This is a genomic window from Sodalis glossinidius str. 'morsitans', from assembly GCF_000010085.1.
Lineage (GTDB): Bacteria > Pseudomonadota > Gammaproteobacteria > Enterobacterales > Enterobacteriaceae > Sodalis > Sodalis glossinidius.
In genome coordinates this window covers 769,036-784,618 of the sequence record NC_007712.1, presented here as the reverse complement: position 1 = coordinate 784,618, position 15,583 = coordinate 769,036, and the positions used below count along the sequence as shown (strand labels likewise).

The window sequence follows — 15,583 nt, the reverse complement described above, 5'->3', positions numbered from 1 at the left end:
GCTCAGGCGCGCACCGCCGCCGCCACTTCCCGCGCCACGCGCTCCGTTGCATCGGGTATAGCCGCCGCCCGGGCGCGTTGCGCCATGGTCAGCAATGTCGGCCGATCCCAGCCGGCCAGTACGTCACTAACCCGCTCAACGCTAAAGGCCGGCTGCTCAATAATTTTTGCCGCGCAGGCCTGCTCCAGCAGCCGCGCGTTCCAGTACTGCTGACGATCTTTGTGCATAAACGGCACAAACAGGGCCGGCAGCCCGGCGGCAGCGATTTCGCTCACCGTCAGCGCCCCGGCGCGGCAGACCACGGCATCTGCCCAGGCGTAGGCGGCGGCCATATCGTCGATAAATTCTACCACCTTGTGCTGTGTCTCGCCGTTCGCCGCGTAAGCTCGGTTAACCTCCTCCAGCGCCCCTTTCCCTACCTGATGCCACAGCGTCAAGATGCCCGCCAAACGAGCGGCGACCGCCGGCATGGTCTGATTGAGCACCCGCGCGCCCTGGCTGCCGCCGATAATCAGCACCCGAATCGGGCCTGTGCGATCGCGAAAGCGCGCTTCGGGCGCCGGCAGCGCCAGCACCGCATCGCGTACCGGATTCCCCACCACGTCGGCATGGGGGAAGGCACCGGGAAACGCCTGCAGCACTTTGCGGGAAATTTTCGCCAGGCCGCGGTTGGTCAGGCCGGCGATACCGTTCTGCTCGTGCAGGACCACCGGGATGCCGCAGCTCCAGGCCGCCAGACCGCCGGGCCCGGAAACATAACCGCCCATACCCAGCACCACATCCGGCCGCCACGCGCGCATAATCCGCCGCGCCTGCCGCAGCGCGCGCCAAATGCGCACCGGCGCCAGCAGTTGCGCTTTCAATCCCTTGCCGCGCAGGCCGCTGATGCGGATAAAATCGATATCAATGCCGTGCTGCGGCACGAGATCGGCCTCCATGCGATTGGCGGTGCCGAGCCAGCGGACCTGCCAGCCCTGCGCCATCAGGTGATGCGCGACCGCCAGCCCCGGGAACACATGTCCGCCGGTACCACCCGCCATCACCATCAACCGCCTTGTCTTTGCCGTCATCGCGGTCCCCTCGCAAACGCCTGCGCTTTGGCCAGACGCGTCTCAAAATCCACCCTCAGCAGCAGTACTATCGCCGTCGACATGATAAGCAGGCTCGAACCACCGTAGCTGATTAACGGCAGGGTCAAGCCTTTGGTCGGCAGCATGCCGGCGGCAGCGCCCACGTTGACCAGCGCCTGAAAGCTGAACCAGATGCCGATGGAACAGGCCAGGAAACCGGAAAAGCGCTGGTCGATTTCCAGCGCTTTGCAGCCGATGGACATGGCGCGGAACGCAACCAAAAACACCATCAGTAGCGCCAGCACCACGCCGAAGTAACCCAGCTCTTCGCCCAAAATGGAGAAGATAAAGTCGGTATGGGCTTCCGGCAAATACTCCAGTTTCTGTACCGAGTTGCCCAGTCCCTGTCCCCAGAATTCGCCGCGGCCAAACGCCATGAGCGACTGGGTAAGCTGGTAGCCGCTGCCGAAGGGATCATCCCACGGGTTCCAAAACGACGTCACGCGCCGCATACGGTAGGGCTCAGCGATGATGAGCAACACCACCGCGAAAATGCCCGAACCGATAATCGATAAGAATTGCCATAGTTTGGCGCCGGCCAAAAACAACATGGCCAGAGTGGTGACGAACAACACCACCACGGTCCCGAGATCGGGCTGCGCCAGCAGCAGTACCGCCAGCAGCACCATCACGCCCATCGGTTTGCAAAATCCCCAGAAGTTAGTACGTACTTCCTCTACCTTGCGTACCAGATAACTGGCCAGATAGCAAAACAGCGCCAGCTTGGATAATTCCGCCGGCTGGATACGCAGCTGCCAGAGCGCTATCCAGCGCGACGCGCCGTTAACCGAGCTACCGACCACCAGCACCACCAGCAGCATCACCAGCGTGATAAGCAGCATCACCGAGCTGTAGCGCTGCCAGACCGCCATCGAGATCCTGAGCGTTGCCAGCGACAGCACAAACGCCAGACCGAGATAAAACGCATCACGTTTGGCAAAATAGAACGGGTCGTCCGACAGGCGCGCCCCGATCGGCATCGACGCCGAGGTAACCATCACGAAACCGATACCGGCCAGCCCCAGCGTCAGCCACAGCAGCGTACGATCATAGAGCAGATGGGTCGGCGCCTCAGGCTCGCGCCCCCCCATCACCCACGCTTTCAGGCGGGGAATCAATCCTAAACCGGGAAAGCGCATCAACCCACCTCCCGCGCCAGGCGGGTGAATACGTCACCACGCACTTCAAAATTGCTGAACTGATCCAGGCTGGCGGAGGCCGGCGACAGCAGCACCAGATCCCCTGCCCTCACCCGGGAACCGATGATGCGCATCGCCTGCTCAAGCGTCTCGGTGAGCGTAGCGGCTTCAGGACACAGGGACGCCAACTGCGCGCCATCCTGGCCGAAACAATACAGCTGTACCCGGTCTCCCTGCAGCCACGGCGTCAGCGGCGTGAAATCGGCGGATTTACCATCGCCGCCCAATAGTAAATGGAGCGTACCCACCACCTCCAGTCCGTTCAGCGCCGCCTCGGTACTGCCCACATTGGTCGCTTTGGAATCATTAATCCAGCGTACGCCGCGGCGTTCATGCACTAATTCAAAACGGTGCGTCAGACCGCGGAACTGACGCAGCGCCGCCAGACTTGCAGCGCTCGGAATGCCCAGCGCATCCGACAGCGCCAGCGCCGCCAGGGCGTTGGTGTAATTATGGCGGCCGCCAACGCGCAGTTCCGCGCCTTCCAGCAGCGGCTCACCGCGCGCCATCAGCCAGGTCTGCCCCGCATGCCGGCGGAGGCAGTAGTCGCCGCGCTCCGCGCCGAAGCTGATGCAGCGCGCGTCATGTCCGCGCACCGGCAGGGTGAGCGCATCCTCTGCGTTGACCACGCAGACCGCGGCATCGTGGTAAATTTTCAGCTTGGCTGCCCGGTACTGTTGCAGGCCAAGCGGATAGCGGTTCATGTGGTCTTCACTGATATTAAGAACCGTCGCCGCCGCCGCTTTCAGGCTATGTGTGGTTTCCAACTGGAAACTCGACAACTCCAGAACATACAGCTGGCACGGCGAATCCAAAAGCGTCAGCGCCGGCAGACCAATATTGCCGCCAACGCCCACCTGCCAGCCGGCGGCGGCGGCCATTTCGCCCACCATACAGGTGACGGTGCTTTTGCCGTTGGAGCCGGTTATCGCCACCACCGGCGCCGATGCCTCACGCGCAAAGAGCTCTATATCGCCGATAATGGCAACGCCGGCCGCCGCGGCCTCGGCCAGCGCGGGATGCGACAGGGGAACGCCGGGGCTGGTGACGATAAGCGTAGCGTCGAGCAGCCACTGTTCATGCAACGACCCCAGGTGGCGCGGCACATCGGCCGGCAGTTTCTCCAGACCCGGCGGTGTAAAACGGGTGTCCATCACCCGCGGCGTCACGCCGCGGCGGCGCAAAAAGTCAACGCAGGAAAGGCCGGTAAGCCCCAGCCCGATGATGACCACTTGTTCGCCCCGATAGTCCGTCATCATTACCGTACCTTCAGCGTTGCCAGTCCGATAAGGACCAGCATCAGGGAAATAATCCAGAAACGCACAATGACGCGCGGCTCCGGCCAGCCCTTCAATTCATAATGGTGATGGATGGGCGCCATACGGAAAATGCGCTGACCGCGCAATTTGAACGAACCTACCTGTAAAATCACCGACAGGGTTTCCACCACGAACACCCCGCCCATAATCAGCAGTAAAAATTCCTGGCGCAGCAGCACGGCGATTGTGCCGAGCGCGCCGCCCAGCGCCAGCGAACCGACGTCGCCCATGAACACCTGCGCGGGGTAGGTGTTGAACCACAAAAACCCCAGGCCGGCGCCGACGATAGCCGTACACACCACCACCAGCTCACCCGCGAAACGCACATAAGGAATGTGCAGATAGCCCGCAAAATTCATGTTGCCGGTCGCCCACGCCACCAGCGCCAGACCGGCGGCGACAAACACCGTCGGCATAATCGCCAAACCGTCTAGACCGTCGGTCAGGTTGACCGCGTTGCTGGTGCCGACGATAACAAAGTAGGCCAACAGCACATACCACAGCCCCAGCTGCGGCATGATGTCCTTGAAAAATGGCACCGCCAGCTGGGTCGCCGGCGTATCTTTGCCCACCGCGAACATGGTGAAGGCAACTGCCAGCGCTATCACCGACTGCCAGAAATATTTCCAGCGGACGATAAGCCCCTTGGTGTCTTTGCGCACCACCTTGCGATAGTCGTCGATAAAGCCCACGATGCCGTAGCCCACCAGGACAAACAGCACACACCAGACATACGGGTTGGACGGATAGGCCCACATCAATACCGAAATCGTGATCGACGTGAGGATCATCAACCCGCCCATGGTCGGCGTGCCGCGTTTGCTGAAATGCGATTCCGGGCCATCATTGCGCACTACCTGTGCGATCTGCAATTTTTGCAGCCAGGCGATAAGGCGCGGTCCCATCCACAGCGACAGGAACAGAGCGGTCAGCAGGCTGACGATGGCACGAAACGTCAAGTAAGAGAAGACGTTAAATCCTGAGTAAAATTGGACCAGATGTTCGGCCAGCCAGACTAACATGGTGCTTTTTCCTGTAACGCGCGCACCACCTGCTCCATCGCGGCACTACGTGAACCCTTCACTAATACGGTCATGACCGCCTGTTCGGACAGCAGCTGTGCCAGTCGGGCGGTCAGCGCGGTTTTGTCCTGAAAATGTTCGCCCCGGCCGCTGGCCTCACCGATAAGGTGGCTAAGGCTGCCGACGCTTAAGACTTTGTCGATACCGGCCAGGGCGACGGCTTCGCCGACCTGTCGATGGCATTCCGCCGCTTCCTCCCCCAGCTCGGCCATATCGCCGACCACCATCACCCGGTAGCCCGGCATTTCCGCCAGTACCTGTGCGGCGGCGGTCATGGAGCCGACATTGGCGTTATAGCTATCGTCCAGCATCAGACGGCCGGCGCCGAGCGCAATAGGGAACAGCCGTCCTGGCACGGCCTGCAACTGCGCCAGACCGGCGGCAACCGCCGGCAGCTCCGCCCCCACCGACAGCGCCAGTGCGCATGCGGCCAGGGCATTGGCGACATTATGCTTGCCCGGCAGCGGCAACCGAACCGGGCATTCATCCAGCGGACTGTGCAGGGTGAAACGCACGCCCTGCTGGTCGCTTTCGATGTCGCTGGCAAAAAAATCCACGCCGCCGGCGGCCTGTACGGCGAAACGCCAGACCGCCTTGTGGCCCAGTACCTGTTGCCAGTGCGGCCAATCATGGCTGTCGGCATTAAGAATGCCGCAGCCATTGGCCGGCAGGCCGGCGAAAATTTCGCCCTTGGCCTGCGCCACGCCAGACAGCGAGCCGAACCCAGCCAGATGGGCCGCGGAAAGATTGTTCACCAGCGCGGTTTCCGGGCGCACCAAATCGGTGGTCCAGGCTATTTCGCCAAGATGATTGGCCCCCAGCTCGATAACCGCAAAATCATGCGCCGGCGTCAAACGCAGCAGCGTCAGCGGTACGCCAATATCGTTGTTGAAATTACCTTCGGTCGCCAGCACCCGCCCGCACTGGCGCAGAATGGCGGCGGTCATTTCCTTGACCGATGTTTTGCCGGAGGACCCCGTCAGGGCCACCACCCGCGCCGGGACCTGCTGGCGCACCCAGGCGCCCAATTGCCCCAGCGCGCGCCGGGTATCGGCGACAACCAACTGCGGCACGTCCAGCGGCAGCCGGCGGTTGACCAGCAGCGCGGCGGCACCGGCGGCGACCGCCTGCTCGGCGAAATCGTGGGCGTCGAACTGCTCACCCTTCAGCGCGACAAACACACTGCTTTCGGCAGCGCTCGGCGCCCGCGAGTCGGTGACGACAGACAGGATAGTACAATCGTCTCCCACCCGTTCGGCGTTAAGCACCGGCGCGATTGCACTAAGCGTAAAGGGGATCATGCCATCACCCCCAGCAACCGCGCCACAGTGGTGCGATCGGAGTAGTCCAGCCGCTGCTTACCGATGATTTGATAATCCTCATGACCCTTGCCGGCCACCAGTACCAGATCCGCCGGCGCGGCCTGCATAATGGCACTGGTCACCGCCTCGGCGCGGCCTGAAATCACCTGGGCGCGGCCCGCATCCAGCAAGCCGCTCTTAATGTCGTTGATAATGTCCTGCGCCGCTTCCCCGCGCGGGTTATCGTCGGTAATAATCACTCGGTCGGCGTACTGTTCGGCGATAGCGCCCATCAGCGGCCGCTTGCCTTTATCGCGATCGCCACCACAGCCGAACACACACCAGAGTTTACCGTGGCAATGCAGCCTGGCCGCCGTCAGCGCCTTTTCCAGCGCGTCGGGGGTATGGGCATAATCCACCAGCACCGTGGGACGGTCTTCAGCGTGAAAGACTTCCATGCGGCCACAAATCGATTGCAGGCGGCTGGCGCTGTCAAGCAGCGCCGGCAGCGGGTAGCCAAGCGCCAGCAGCGTGGTCAGCGCCAGTAACAGGTTACTGACGTTGAATTCCCCGATTAATTGACAGTGGACGATCCCCTCTCCCCAGCTGGAGCGGAAGGGAATATCCGCGCCGCGCGCATGATAGCGCACCTCGCCCGCACACAGCCAGTCGCCCTGCCGTTCCGGCGGCAGCGTGCCGCTGACCGCCACCGCTATCGCCTGCGGCAGTTTCTGCAGCCAGCGCCGGCCGGTGGCGTCATCGGCGTTGATAATGCGCTGACCAACATCAAGCTCGCCGAATAGCCGCCATTTGGCCGCTTCGTATTGCGCCATGTCGCCGTGATAATCCAAATGATCGCGGCTCAGATTGGTAAAGACCGCAGCGGCGAAATGCAGAATGCTGACCCGGTGCTGCACCAGGCCGTGGGACGAGACTTCCATCGCCGCGAAGGTCGCGCCCTGGCGCTGCAACTGCAACAACAGCTGCTGGACTTCGATCGGTGAGCCGGTAGTGTTGTCGGCCGGATGGATGTGACCCAGCACGCCGTTGCCGACCGTGCCCATCACCGCACTGGTCTCGCCCAATAACTGCGCCCATTGCGCCAAAAGATGCGTAGTGGTGGTTTTACCGTTGGTGCCAGTGACACCAGTCAGTCGCAGCGCGTGCAACGGCTGCTGATAAAAGCGCCCCGCCAGCGCCGATAACCGCTCTTGCAACCGGTGAAGATAGATGACCGGCACGCCGTGCAGCTCACGGATTTCACCTTCTTCGGCTTCGCCTTCCGCTTGTGCCACGACGGCGGCAACGCCTTGCGCGATCGCTTGGGGGATATAGCGACGCCCGTCCGTCTGATGGCCGGCAACGGCCACAAACAGATCGCCCGCAGCCGCGGTGCGGCTGTCCAGCGTCATTTCCCTTAGCACGCGTCCCGGCGCGTTAGGCACCCAGGGCGCGAGCAGCTCACGCAAATTACGATCGGTCACCTGATGCCTCTTTTCGATTATTGACGATCATGTCGGATTTCTCACCGGGCTGCGGCAGCGCATCCGGCTCTATGTTCATTGTACGCAGTACGCCGCCCATGATGGCGCCAAACACCGGCGCGGAGACCGCCCCGCCGTAGTATTTGCCGCCCTGCGGATCGTTTATCACCACCACCAGCGCAAAGCGCGGATTACTGGCGGGCGCGACCCCGGCGGTATAGGCGATATATTTATTGATATAATTACCGTCCGGCCCGACCTTTTTGGCGGTACCGGTCTTGATAGCGATGCGATAGCCCTTGATCGCGGCTTTGGTACCGCCACCACCCGGCAGCGCCACGCTTTCCATCATGTGCACCACGGTACGCACCAGCGATTCGGGAAACACCCGCTCTCCCGCCACCGGGGGATCGACCCGGGTAATGGAAAGCGGGCGTAAAACGCCCATACCGCCGATCGTGGCGTAGACCCGCGCTAATTGTAACGGTGTTACCATTAGCCCGTAGCCGTATGAGAAGGAGGCCCTCTCCATGTCAGACCACCGTTGTTTATAGGGATATAAGCCACTACTTTCTCCGACCAGCCCCAAATTGGTCGCCTTACCCAATCCAAAGCGCGAGTAAGTTTCTACCAGCGCCGAGGACGGCATCGCTAACGCCAGCTTAGACACACCGACGTTACTCGATTTCTGCAAAATACCTGTCACGGTTAATTCGGCGTAGCGCGCCACATCCTTGATTTGGTGGCCGCTAATCATGTAGGGCAGCGTATTGAGTACGCTGTTTTCCCGCACCACGCCGCGCTGCAGCGCGGTCATCACCACCATCGGCTTGACCGTCGAGCCCGGCTCGAAAATATCGGTGATGGCGCGGTTGCGCATCACATCCATGGTGGTGCCGGTCAAATTGTTGGGGTTGTAGGAGGGGCTGTTGGCCATGGCCAGTACTTCGCCGGTATTGACATCCACCAGAACCGCGGTGCCGGACTCGGCCTTATTGAACGCCACCGCATTGTTCAACTCGCGATAAACCAGCGCCTGTAGACGCTCATCGATACTCAGCACCAAATTGTGCGCCTCCTGGCTGTCCACCGAGGAAATATCCTCAATAACCCGGCCAAACCGGTCTTTGCGCACCGTACGCTCGCCGGGCTGGCCGGTCAGCCAGCGGTCAAAACTCTTTTCGATGCCCTCAATGCCCTGGCTGTCGATATTGGTCACTCCGATGAGATGCGCGGTCACCTGACCCGCGGGATAATAGCGCCGCGACTCTTGGCGCAGGTAAATGCCCGGGAGTTTAAGTTTATGGATGTAATCGCCGATAGCAGGATTAACCTGGCGCGCCAAATAGACAAAACGCCCTTTGGGATTGGCGTTGATGCGCGAGGAGAGCTGATCGAGAGGGATGGAAAGCGCATCGGACAGCGCCTTCCAGCGGCTGTCGGCGCTGATGCCGCCGTGATCGTTAAGTTCTTTCGGATCGGCCCAGATGGCGTTAACCGGCACACTCACCGCCAGCGGACGGCCGGCGCGGTCGCTTATCATACCGCGCGCGGTGGGAACCTGCTGCACGCGCAGCGAACGCATATCCCCTTCGCGCACCAGTTTGTCGGGATTGATTACCTGCAAATAGGCCACCCGCAACATCAGCCCCAACAGCGCCAGCAGGATGCAACCACACAGCAAGGCGAAACGCCAGCTGACAAAGCTGGTCTGGTTCTCCTGGCGTTTCAGTTTCATCGTGCGTGCTGCGGCTTTCATGTATCGTTAGCGATCCCTGTGTAGATTACGGTTGAACCACAATATTTTCTTGCGACGGATCCACATGCTGCATCTGCAGCTTCTCGGTGGCGATACTCTCCACGCGGCTGTGATCCCCCAGCGCGTTCTCTTCCAGGATCAGGTTGCGCCATTCGATATCCAGCGCGTCCTTCTCCAGTACCATCTGTTCACGTTCCGCGGTCAGCCGCCGGGTCTGATGGGTGGTGGTGACCACCAGGACCGCCGAGACCAGAACGGCAATCAGCAGCAACAACGGCAACTTGCCGTGGCGCAGCAAATCGTTGCCGATAATCCCGATAAGGCCGTGCCGTTCGTTGCCGATCATGGCGCAAGCTTCTCGGCGAAGCGCAGTACCGAACTGCGCGCGCGCGGGTTATCGCTTATCTCTCGCGCCGAAGGCTGCATTTTGCCCGCCGCTTTCAGTAGGCGCTGGTCCTGGTACTGCGCGGCAATCTGCGCCTCCGTGAGCGGCAGCCCCGCCGGTACCTGCGGTCCGCGGCTGTGCTGACGAATAAATTGTTTCACCAATCGATCCTCCAGCGAGTGGAAGCTGATAACCGACAACCTGCCGCCGGGGGCCAACACCGTCAGCGCGCCGTCAAGCGCCCGTTCGATCTCTTCCAGCTCGCTGTTGATGTAAATGCGGATCGCCTGGAAGCTGCGCGTCGCCGGATGCTTATGCTTATCGCGAAACGGGCTGGCATCGGCAATCAGCGCCGCCAGTTCGCGGGTGCGGGTCATCGGCTGCTGCCGGTTGTGCGCGACGATAGCCTGAGCGATGCGCTTGGCGAAGCGCTCCTCGCCGAAGGTCTTCAAGACCCAGGCGATGTCCTCCGCCGACGCCTGCGCCAGCCACTGCGCGGCGGATTGGCCGCGCGTGGTATCCATACGCATATCCAGCGGTCCGTCACGCATGAATGAAAAGCCGCGTTCCGGATCATCGAGCTGTGGCGACGAGACGCCAAGATCCAGCAATATGCCGTCAACCTTGCCCAGCAGGTCCCGTTGCGCCATGTATTCCGCCATGGCGGAAAACGGTCCGTGAATAATGGCAAAGCGCGCATCCTCAATAGCCCGCGCCGCCTCGATGGCCGCTGGATCGCGGTCGATGGCGAACAGCCGTCCCTGCGCACCAAGCTTTGATAAAATAAGACGCGAATGCCCGCCGCGTCCGAAGGTCCCGTCCAGATAAACGCTATCTGGCCGAAGATTCAGACCCTTCACCGCTTCATCCAGTAACACGGTGGTATGTAAATAATTTTCTGACATGGCTATAGCGATAAGTCTTGCAGCCGGTCGGTAAGCGGTAGCTCCGCCGACAGCTCAGCGTCGATGTCATCCTTGACTTGTTGATACCAGGTCTGTTCGTCCCACAACTCGAACTTATTGAATTGCCCAACCAACATCACTTCTTTTGACAGCCCGGCATGCTGCCTGAGCGTCGGCGCCAGCAGTATTCTGCCTGCGCCATCCATCTGGCACTCGCTCGCATGTCCCAGCAACAAACGCTGTACCCGGCGTTCCGCGGGATTCATGCTCGACAATCGCGACAGCTTTTGTTCGATGATTTCCCAGGCCGGCAAGGGATAAAGCAGCAGACATGGCTGATGGAGGTCAATGGTACACACCATTAAACCTGCCGATTCCTCATTCAGCTTTTCCCGGTGACGGGTAGGCACGGCGAGCCGGCCTTTGCTGTCAAGGTTAACCAAGGTTGCGCCACGAAACATGCGTCCGTTTACCCCTTAAAAACCTTAATCACCACTTTGCCCCACAAATTCCCATACAAAAGAGTGTACGAATGGTGTCAAAACATTGTCAAGCGACTAAATGACTCAGAAGAGATTATTTACGTCGGTAATTACCCTTCGAGAGGAGAATATGTAATACATCACGAAAAAAAGCTAAAAATAACATCACTCTATTCATCGTCATTCTGTTTGGATTAAAAATATAAATATTCGCGCCTGCAAAACCACCGCCGGCCAAAAAACAGGTCTGACGGACTTCATGGCTGCGGTACAACGCTAGGCGACACGAGGGCGGATGAAGCAAGGGGGGGAGTAACAGAAGGGTTTACCATTCCTCTTTTTTCATACTGCGCAGATATTTTAACGCCTTATATTGATCCGGTGAAAGCGTTCTGTTCGATGGCTTAAAATACACCTCTAGTTTTATATGCCCTAATCTTTGTTGATTTTATCATCAGATGTTTATTGGTATCCCTCCGCTTTATTTTATAGCCAGACTAATCCTAAAAATGGCGCAATTCTTTTTTCTCACCGCGGCGGTAGTTAAAACCTATCAGGACCGCCCCTGAAAATCATTAAGCTCAACCATTTGATTATCATTATCTTTCATTATCCGACGGCGAGAAATCGCCTAAACGACGACCCCCGGATATTTTATCGGTACAAATCACGAGATTAACTATTTAAATAAAAATTATTAACTAGTTAACTAAGTATAGGCAGTGATGTACTCTACACTCCATAAATTAATCCTTAAAAATCACTCCGTCCCCTGCATCTTTGGCCGGTTTTACTTCTCTTTTTGCGCTGGAGCTGTCACCCCATGTCTTCTGTCACATCTCGTCTGCGCAGTGCCACGGCGGATACCTTCGCGCTGGTGGTGTATTGTTTCTTTACCGGGATGGCGATTGAAATCCTGTTGTCCGGTATGAGTCTGCAGCAATCGCTATCGTCGCGTGTGCTGGCGATACCGGTCAATGTGATTATCGCCTGGCCGTTTGGCCAGTATCGCGATGCGGTAGTGAGTCTGGCGTCACGTCACGGGCCCAAACAATTCTGGACCCGGAATCTGGCTGATCTGCTTGCGATGTCAGTTTTCAATCACCGGTCTATGCGGCGCTTCTTCTTGCGGTGGGGGTGGAGTGGCGGCAGTTGCTCGCGGCGGTGGTCAGCAATGCGGTAGCTTCTATGGTGCTCGGTGTGGTGTACGGCTACTTTCTGGATTATTGCCGCCGGTTGTTCCGGGTAACCGGGCCGCTACCGGTCGCCTCAGCGCCGTCCCGGCAGTAACCCGGGCTCACGGCCCGGCGGCGCAGGGTTAATTACGGCTAAGCTGACCGCGCCGGAACAGGCTGCGGCGTATACGCGTCAGACCCGGCTTGGGCCGGTGGGGCTCGTCGAGGCTGGCGAGCACCAGCTCCAACACTTGCTCCGCCACTTCCCGATGGAGCTGTGCGACCGCCAGCACCGGACATTCCAGAAAATCCAGCAGCTCATTATCGCCAAAGGTGGCGATAGCCAGATGGGTGGGCAGCCGGCCGCTGCGTTTCAGCGTCACATCCATCACCCCCTGCAACAGTGAAAACGACGTGGTGAACAGCGCCTGCGGCATTGGATTATTCTCCAGATAACGGCCGAAGAGTCCTGCCGCCGCCGAACGCTCATAGCTGTTGGCATAGAGAAAGTCCGGCTTGCGCCGATCCTGCCCCCAGCCGCGCCGAAAGCCTTGCTCGCGCAGAAAGCTCACCGACAGCTCCGGCAGTGCGCCAAGATACAGCACGTGATCCCCCGGAAACTGGCTCAGCTCCTGGGACAACATTTCTGCATCTTCCTCATCCGCGCCGACAACGCTGATAAAGTGCTCGCGATCCAGCGCACGGTCGAGGGCAATGATGGGGAACGCGTCATTGGCCCAGCGCTGATAGAACGGATGCTCTGGCGGCAAGGCGGTTGAGACGATAATCGCGTCAACCTGCCGCTGGAGCAGATGCTCCACGCAGCGCATCTCGTTGTCCGGCTGGTCTTCCGAACAGGCGATCAATAGCTGATAGCCGCGCTGACGCGCCTGGCGTTCGAGATAGTTGGCGATGCGGGTATAACTGGTATTTTCCAGATCGGGGATAACCAGGCCGATGGAGCGGGTACGCCCGGCACGCAGGCCGGCGGCTACCGCATTTGGATGGTAATTATGCTCCCTGACCACTGCCATAACCTTTTCCACGGTTTTATCGCTGACGCGGTATTGTTTCGCTTTGCCGTTAATGACATAACTGGCGGTTGTGCGCGAAACACCAGCCAGGCGCGCGATTTCATCCAGTTTCACATAGACCCCTTTATGCTTATCAATTAACCGTTTGCCCGAATATCCATAGTCGCACCGGGGAATTCAACCATGCTACAACTATCAGCACAAAATGCTAAGCGAAAATCCGACGGCCTGTGCCGAAGCGGCGTCAGCCTCCGGCTGAAGTCGCTGATAGCCTATCTTCAGCGGAACAAACGACAACAGAAACATCACACGGTGTCGGATCGGGGAAAGTCTGAGAGCACGTCATCCGGGCTCGGGGAACGCGACGGATTGGGTCTGAGAGCGCATCACGCCGGTCCGGGGTAAGGCACCGGGCACACGCTTTCAGCCGGGCGTCAACAAAATCATTCGCCGGAGGACACCAACTTGTCGCCCGGCGTAAAGCAGGACATTCAGCCGATACCGCAGGCTTCAGCCCTGTGTGAAAGACGCGTTCAGCACATGACTTTATCGCCGCGGGACAGGCCGACGATACCCGAGCGGGCGACTTCCACTATCTCCGCCACCTCACGCACCGTAGCGAGAAAAGCATCCAGTTTTTCACTGGTGCCCGCCAGCTGTAAGGTATAGATAGCCGGCGTGACATCGACAATCTGACCGCGGAAGATTTCGGCGCAGCGTTTCACCTCTTCGCGACCGAAACCGCTGGTCTGCACTTTCACCAGCATAATTTCCCGTTCAACGTGGTTACCACCCCCCTGCCCCGATTCGCTGACACGCAGCACGTCCACCAGCTTATGCAGTTGCTTTTCAATCTGCTCCAGCACCTTCTCGTCTCCCACGGTCTGAATGGTCATACGTGAGAGGGTCGGATCGTCGGTGGGCCACTGTTTCACCATACCGAGATAGCGGTTGTTCAAACTGACCACCACCACCGGCAAATCGTATTGCAGTGCGGTGGACAGCTCTTGAATATTCATCTGGATACTGCCGTCGCCGGTAATGCACAGCACGGTTTCCTGCGGAAAGGCTATCTTCACTCCGAGCGCCGCCGGCAGGCCAAAGCCCATGGTGCCCAGGCCGCCGGAGTTGATCCAGCGCCGCGGTTCATCGAACGGATAGTACAGCGCGGCAAACATTTGATGCTGGCCCACGTCGGATGTCACGTAGGCGTTACCCTGCGTCAGCCGGTACAGCGTCTCGATCACCGCCTGGGGTTTGATTTTATCGCTGCTGTTGTCGTATTTGAGGCAGGCGCGGGCGCGCCATTGCTCGATATCCCGCCACCAGTCTCGCAGCGCGTCGAACGGCTGACGGCTTTCTCCCGCCGCCAGCAGCTCCAGCATCTGGTCAAGGACATGGCGGGCGTCGCCAACAATCGGTACGTCGGCGGTGACGGTTTTGGAAATCGACGCCGGATCGATATGCAGCATCGTGGCATCCGGACAATATTTCGCCAGATTGTTGGTGGTGCGATCGTCAAAACGGACACCGACGGCGAAAATCACGTCGGCACGATGCATCGCCATATTCGCCTCGAAGGTGCCGTGCATCCCCAGCATACCGAGGCTTTGCCGATGGCTACCGGGGAAACTGCCCAGCCCCATCAGCGAGCTCACCACGGGCAGATTCAACTGTTCGGCAAGTTGACGCAGCGCGTGATGGCAGGCGGAAGTAATCGCACCGCCGCCGGTATAGACCACCGGCCGCTCGGCGGCGAGCAGCGTCGTGAGCGCGCGCCGGATTTGCCGTTTGTGGCCCTGTACCATGGGGTTGTAAGAGCGCATCGTCACCGAGTCGGGATAGAGGTAGGGCAGCTTGTGCGACGCGCTTAAAATGTCTTTCGGCAGCTCGATCACCACCGGCCCTGGCCGGACAGCACCACCAAGGGAATCGAGTCCATATAGGCGGTGGCGATACCGGTGACCGCATTGGTGGCGCCGGGACCAGAGGTCACCAGTACCACACCGACCTCGCCGGTGGCGCGGGCGTAGCCGTCGGCCATGTGTACCGCGCCCTGTTCGTGACGCACCAGCACATGATCGATCCCGCCGACCGTGTGCAACGCATCATAAATATCCAGCACGGCACCACCGGGATAACCGAATACCTGCTTAACGCCCTGATCAATCAATGACCGGACGACCATCTCGGCTCCTGACAACATCTCCATGGTTTGCCTCCAGGCTTACAGTGTTACGCCGACAGCGGAACGCCTTTCCGGTGTCGTGAGGGACAGTGAGATAAGCACCCTGAATACTGTGTAGTTATATTTTATGGCCGATTACG

General features: G+C 59.6%; 11 protein-coding genes and 2 pseudogenes. 1 reads left to right on the top strand and 12 read right to left on the bottom strand.

Annotated features, from left to right (window positions below):
* Positions 1 to 2: 2 nt before the first annotated feature.
* The 10 genes from murG to mraZ are packed head-to-tail and all read right to left on the bottom strand — an operon-like array spanning position 3 to position 11,025.
* A complete protein-coding gene (murG, locus tag SGP1_RS04015; RefSeq protein ID WP_011410422.1) occupies positions 3 to 1,070 on the bottom strand; it encodes an undecaprenyldiphospho-muramoylpentapeptide beta-N-acetylglucosaminyltransferase in 1,068 nt (355 codons plus the stop codon).
* The gene (gene ftsW, locus SGP1_RS04010; RefSeq protein ID WP_011410421.1) at positions 1,067 to 2,269 is read right to left on the bottom strand and encodes a cell division protein FtsW; all 1,203 of its coding nucleotides are present in this window, start codon (positions 2,267 to 2,269) and stop codon (positions 1,067 to 1,069) included. Before ftsW ends, murG begins: the two co-directional genes overlap by 4 nt.
* Entirely contained in the window at positions 2,269 to 3,585 is a 1,317-nt protein-coding gene (gene murD, locus SGP1_RS04005) for a UDP-N-acetylmuramoyl-L-alanine--D-glutamate ligase (RefSeq protein ID WP_011410420.1), read from the bottom strand. The genes ftsW and murD overlap by 1 nt, the downstream gene beginning before the upstream one ends.
* Before the next feature lie 2 nt (positions 3,586 to 3,587).
* On the bottom strand, positions 3,588 to 4,670 hold the full coding sequence (gene mraY / locus SGP1_RS04000) for a phospho-N-acetylmuramoyl-pentapeptide-transferase (protein WP_011410419.1): 1,083 nt from the start codon (positions 4,668 to 4,670) through the stop codon (positions 3,588 to 3,590).
* Positions 4,664 to 6,031, bottom strand: a complete 1,368-nt coding sequence (gene murF, locus SGP1_RS03995) for a UDP-N-acetylmuramoyl-tripeptide--D-alanyl-D-alanine ligase (RefSeq protein WP_011410418.1) — start codon at positions 6,029 to 6,031, stop codon at positions 4,664 to 4,666. The genes mraY and murF overlap by 7 nt, the downstream gene beginning before the upstream one ends.
* The gene (murE, locus tag SGP1_RS03990; protein WP_011410417.1) at positions 6,028 to 7,515 is read right to left on the bottom strand and encodes a UDP-N-acetylmuramoyl-L-alanyl-D-glutamate--2,6-diaminopimelate ligase; all 1,488 of its coding nucleotides are present in this window, start codon (positions 7,513 to 7,515) and stop codon (positions 6,028 to 6,030) included. Before murE ends, murF begins: the two co-directional genes overlap by 4 nt.
* Positions 7,502 to 9,274, bottom strand: coding sequence for a peptidoglycan glycosyltransferase FtsI (locus SGP1_RS03985; protein WP_011410416.1), 1,773 nt, complete (start codon positions 9,272 to 9,274; stop codon positions 7,502 to 7,504). The genes murE and SGP1_RS03985 overlap by 14 nt, the downstream gene beginning before the upstream one ends.
* Positions 9,275 to 9,299: 25 nt before the next feature.
* A complete protein-coding gene (gene ftsL, locus SGP1_RS03980) occupies positions 9,300 to 9,620 on the bottom strand; it encodes a cell division protein FtsL (protein WP_011410415.1) in 321 nt (106 codons plus the stop codon).
* Complete coding sequence (gene rsmH / locus SGP1_RS03975; protein ID WP_011410414.1) at positions 9,617 to 10,564, bottom strand: 16S rRNA (cytosine(1402)-N(4))-methyltransferase RsmH; 948 nt, start codon at positions 10,562 to 10,564, stop codon at positions 9,617 to 9,619. Before rsmH ends, ftsL begins: the two co-directional genes overlap by 4 nt.
* Before the next feature lie 2 nt (positions 10,565 to 10,566).
* Entirely contained in the window at positions 10,567 to 11,025 is a 459-nt protein-coding gene (gene mraZ, locus SGP1_RS03970) for a division/cell wall cluster transcriptional repressor MraZ (protein WP_011410413.1), read from the bottom strand.
* A gap of 844 nt (positions 11,026 to 11,869) precedes the next feature.
* Between mraZ and SGP1_RS03965 the strand changes: the two are divergent.
* A pseudogene (locus SGP1_RS03965) lies at positions 11,870 to 12,336 on the top strand (L-alanine exporter AlaE).
* Positions 12,337 to 12,364: 28 nt separating this feature from the next.
* Here SGP1_RS03965 and cra read toward each other — a convergent pair.
* Together cra and ilvN are read right to left on the bottom strand one after the other, a co-directional pair.
* On the bottom strand, positions 12,365 to 13,369 hold the full coding sequence (gene cra, locus SGP1_RS03960) for a catabolite repressor/activator (protein ID WP_011410411.1): 1,005 nt from the start codon (positions 13,367 to 13,369) through the stop codon (positions 12,365 to 12,367).
* A 419-nt stretch (positions 13,370 to 13,788) separates the two neighbouring features.
* Positions 13,789 to 15,467 (bottom strand): annotated as a pseudogene (gene ilvN / locus SGP1_RS03955) (acetolactate synthase small subunit).
* Positions 15,468 to 15,583: the final 116 nt, after the last annotated feature.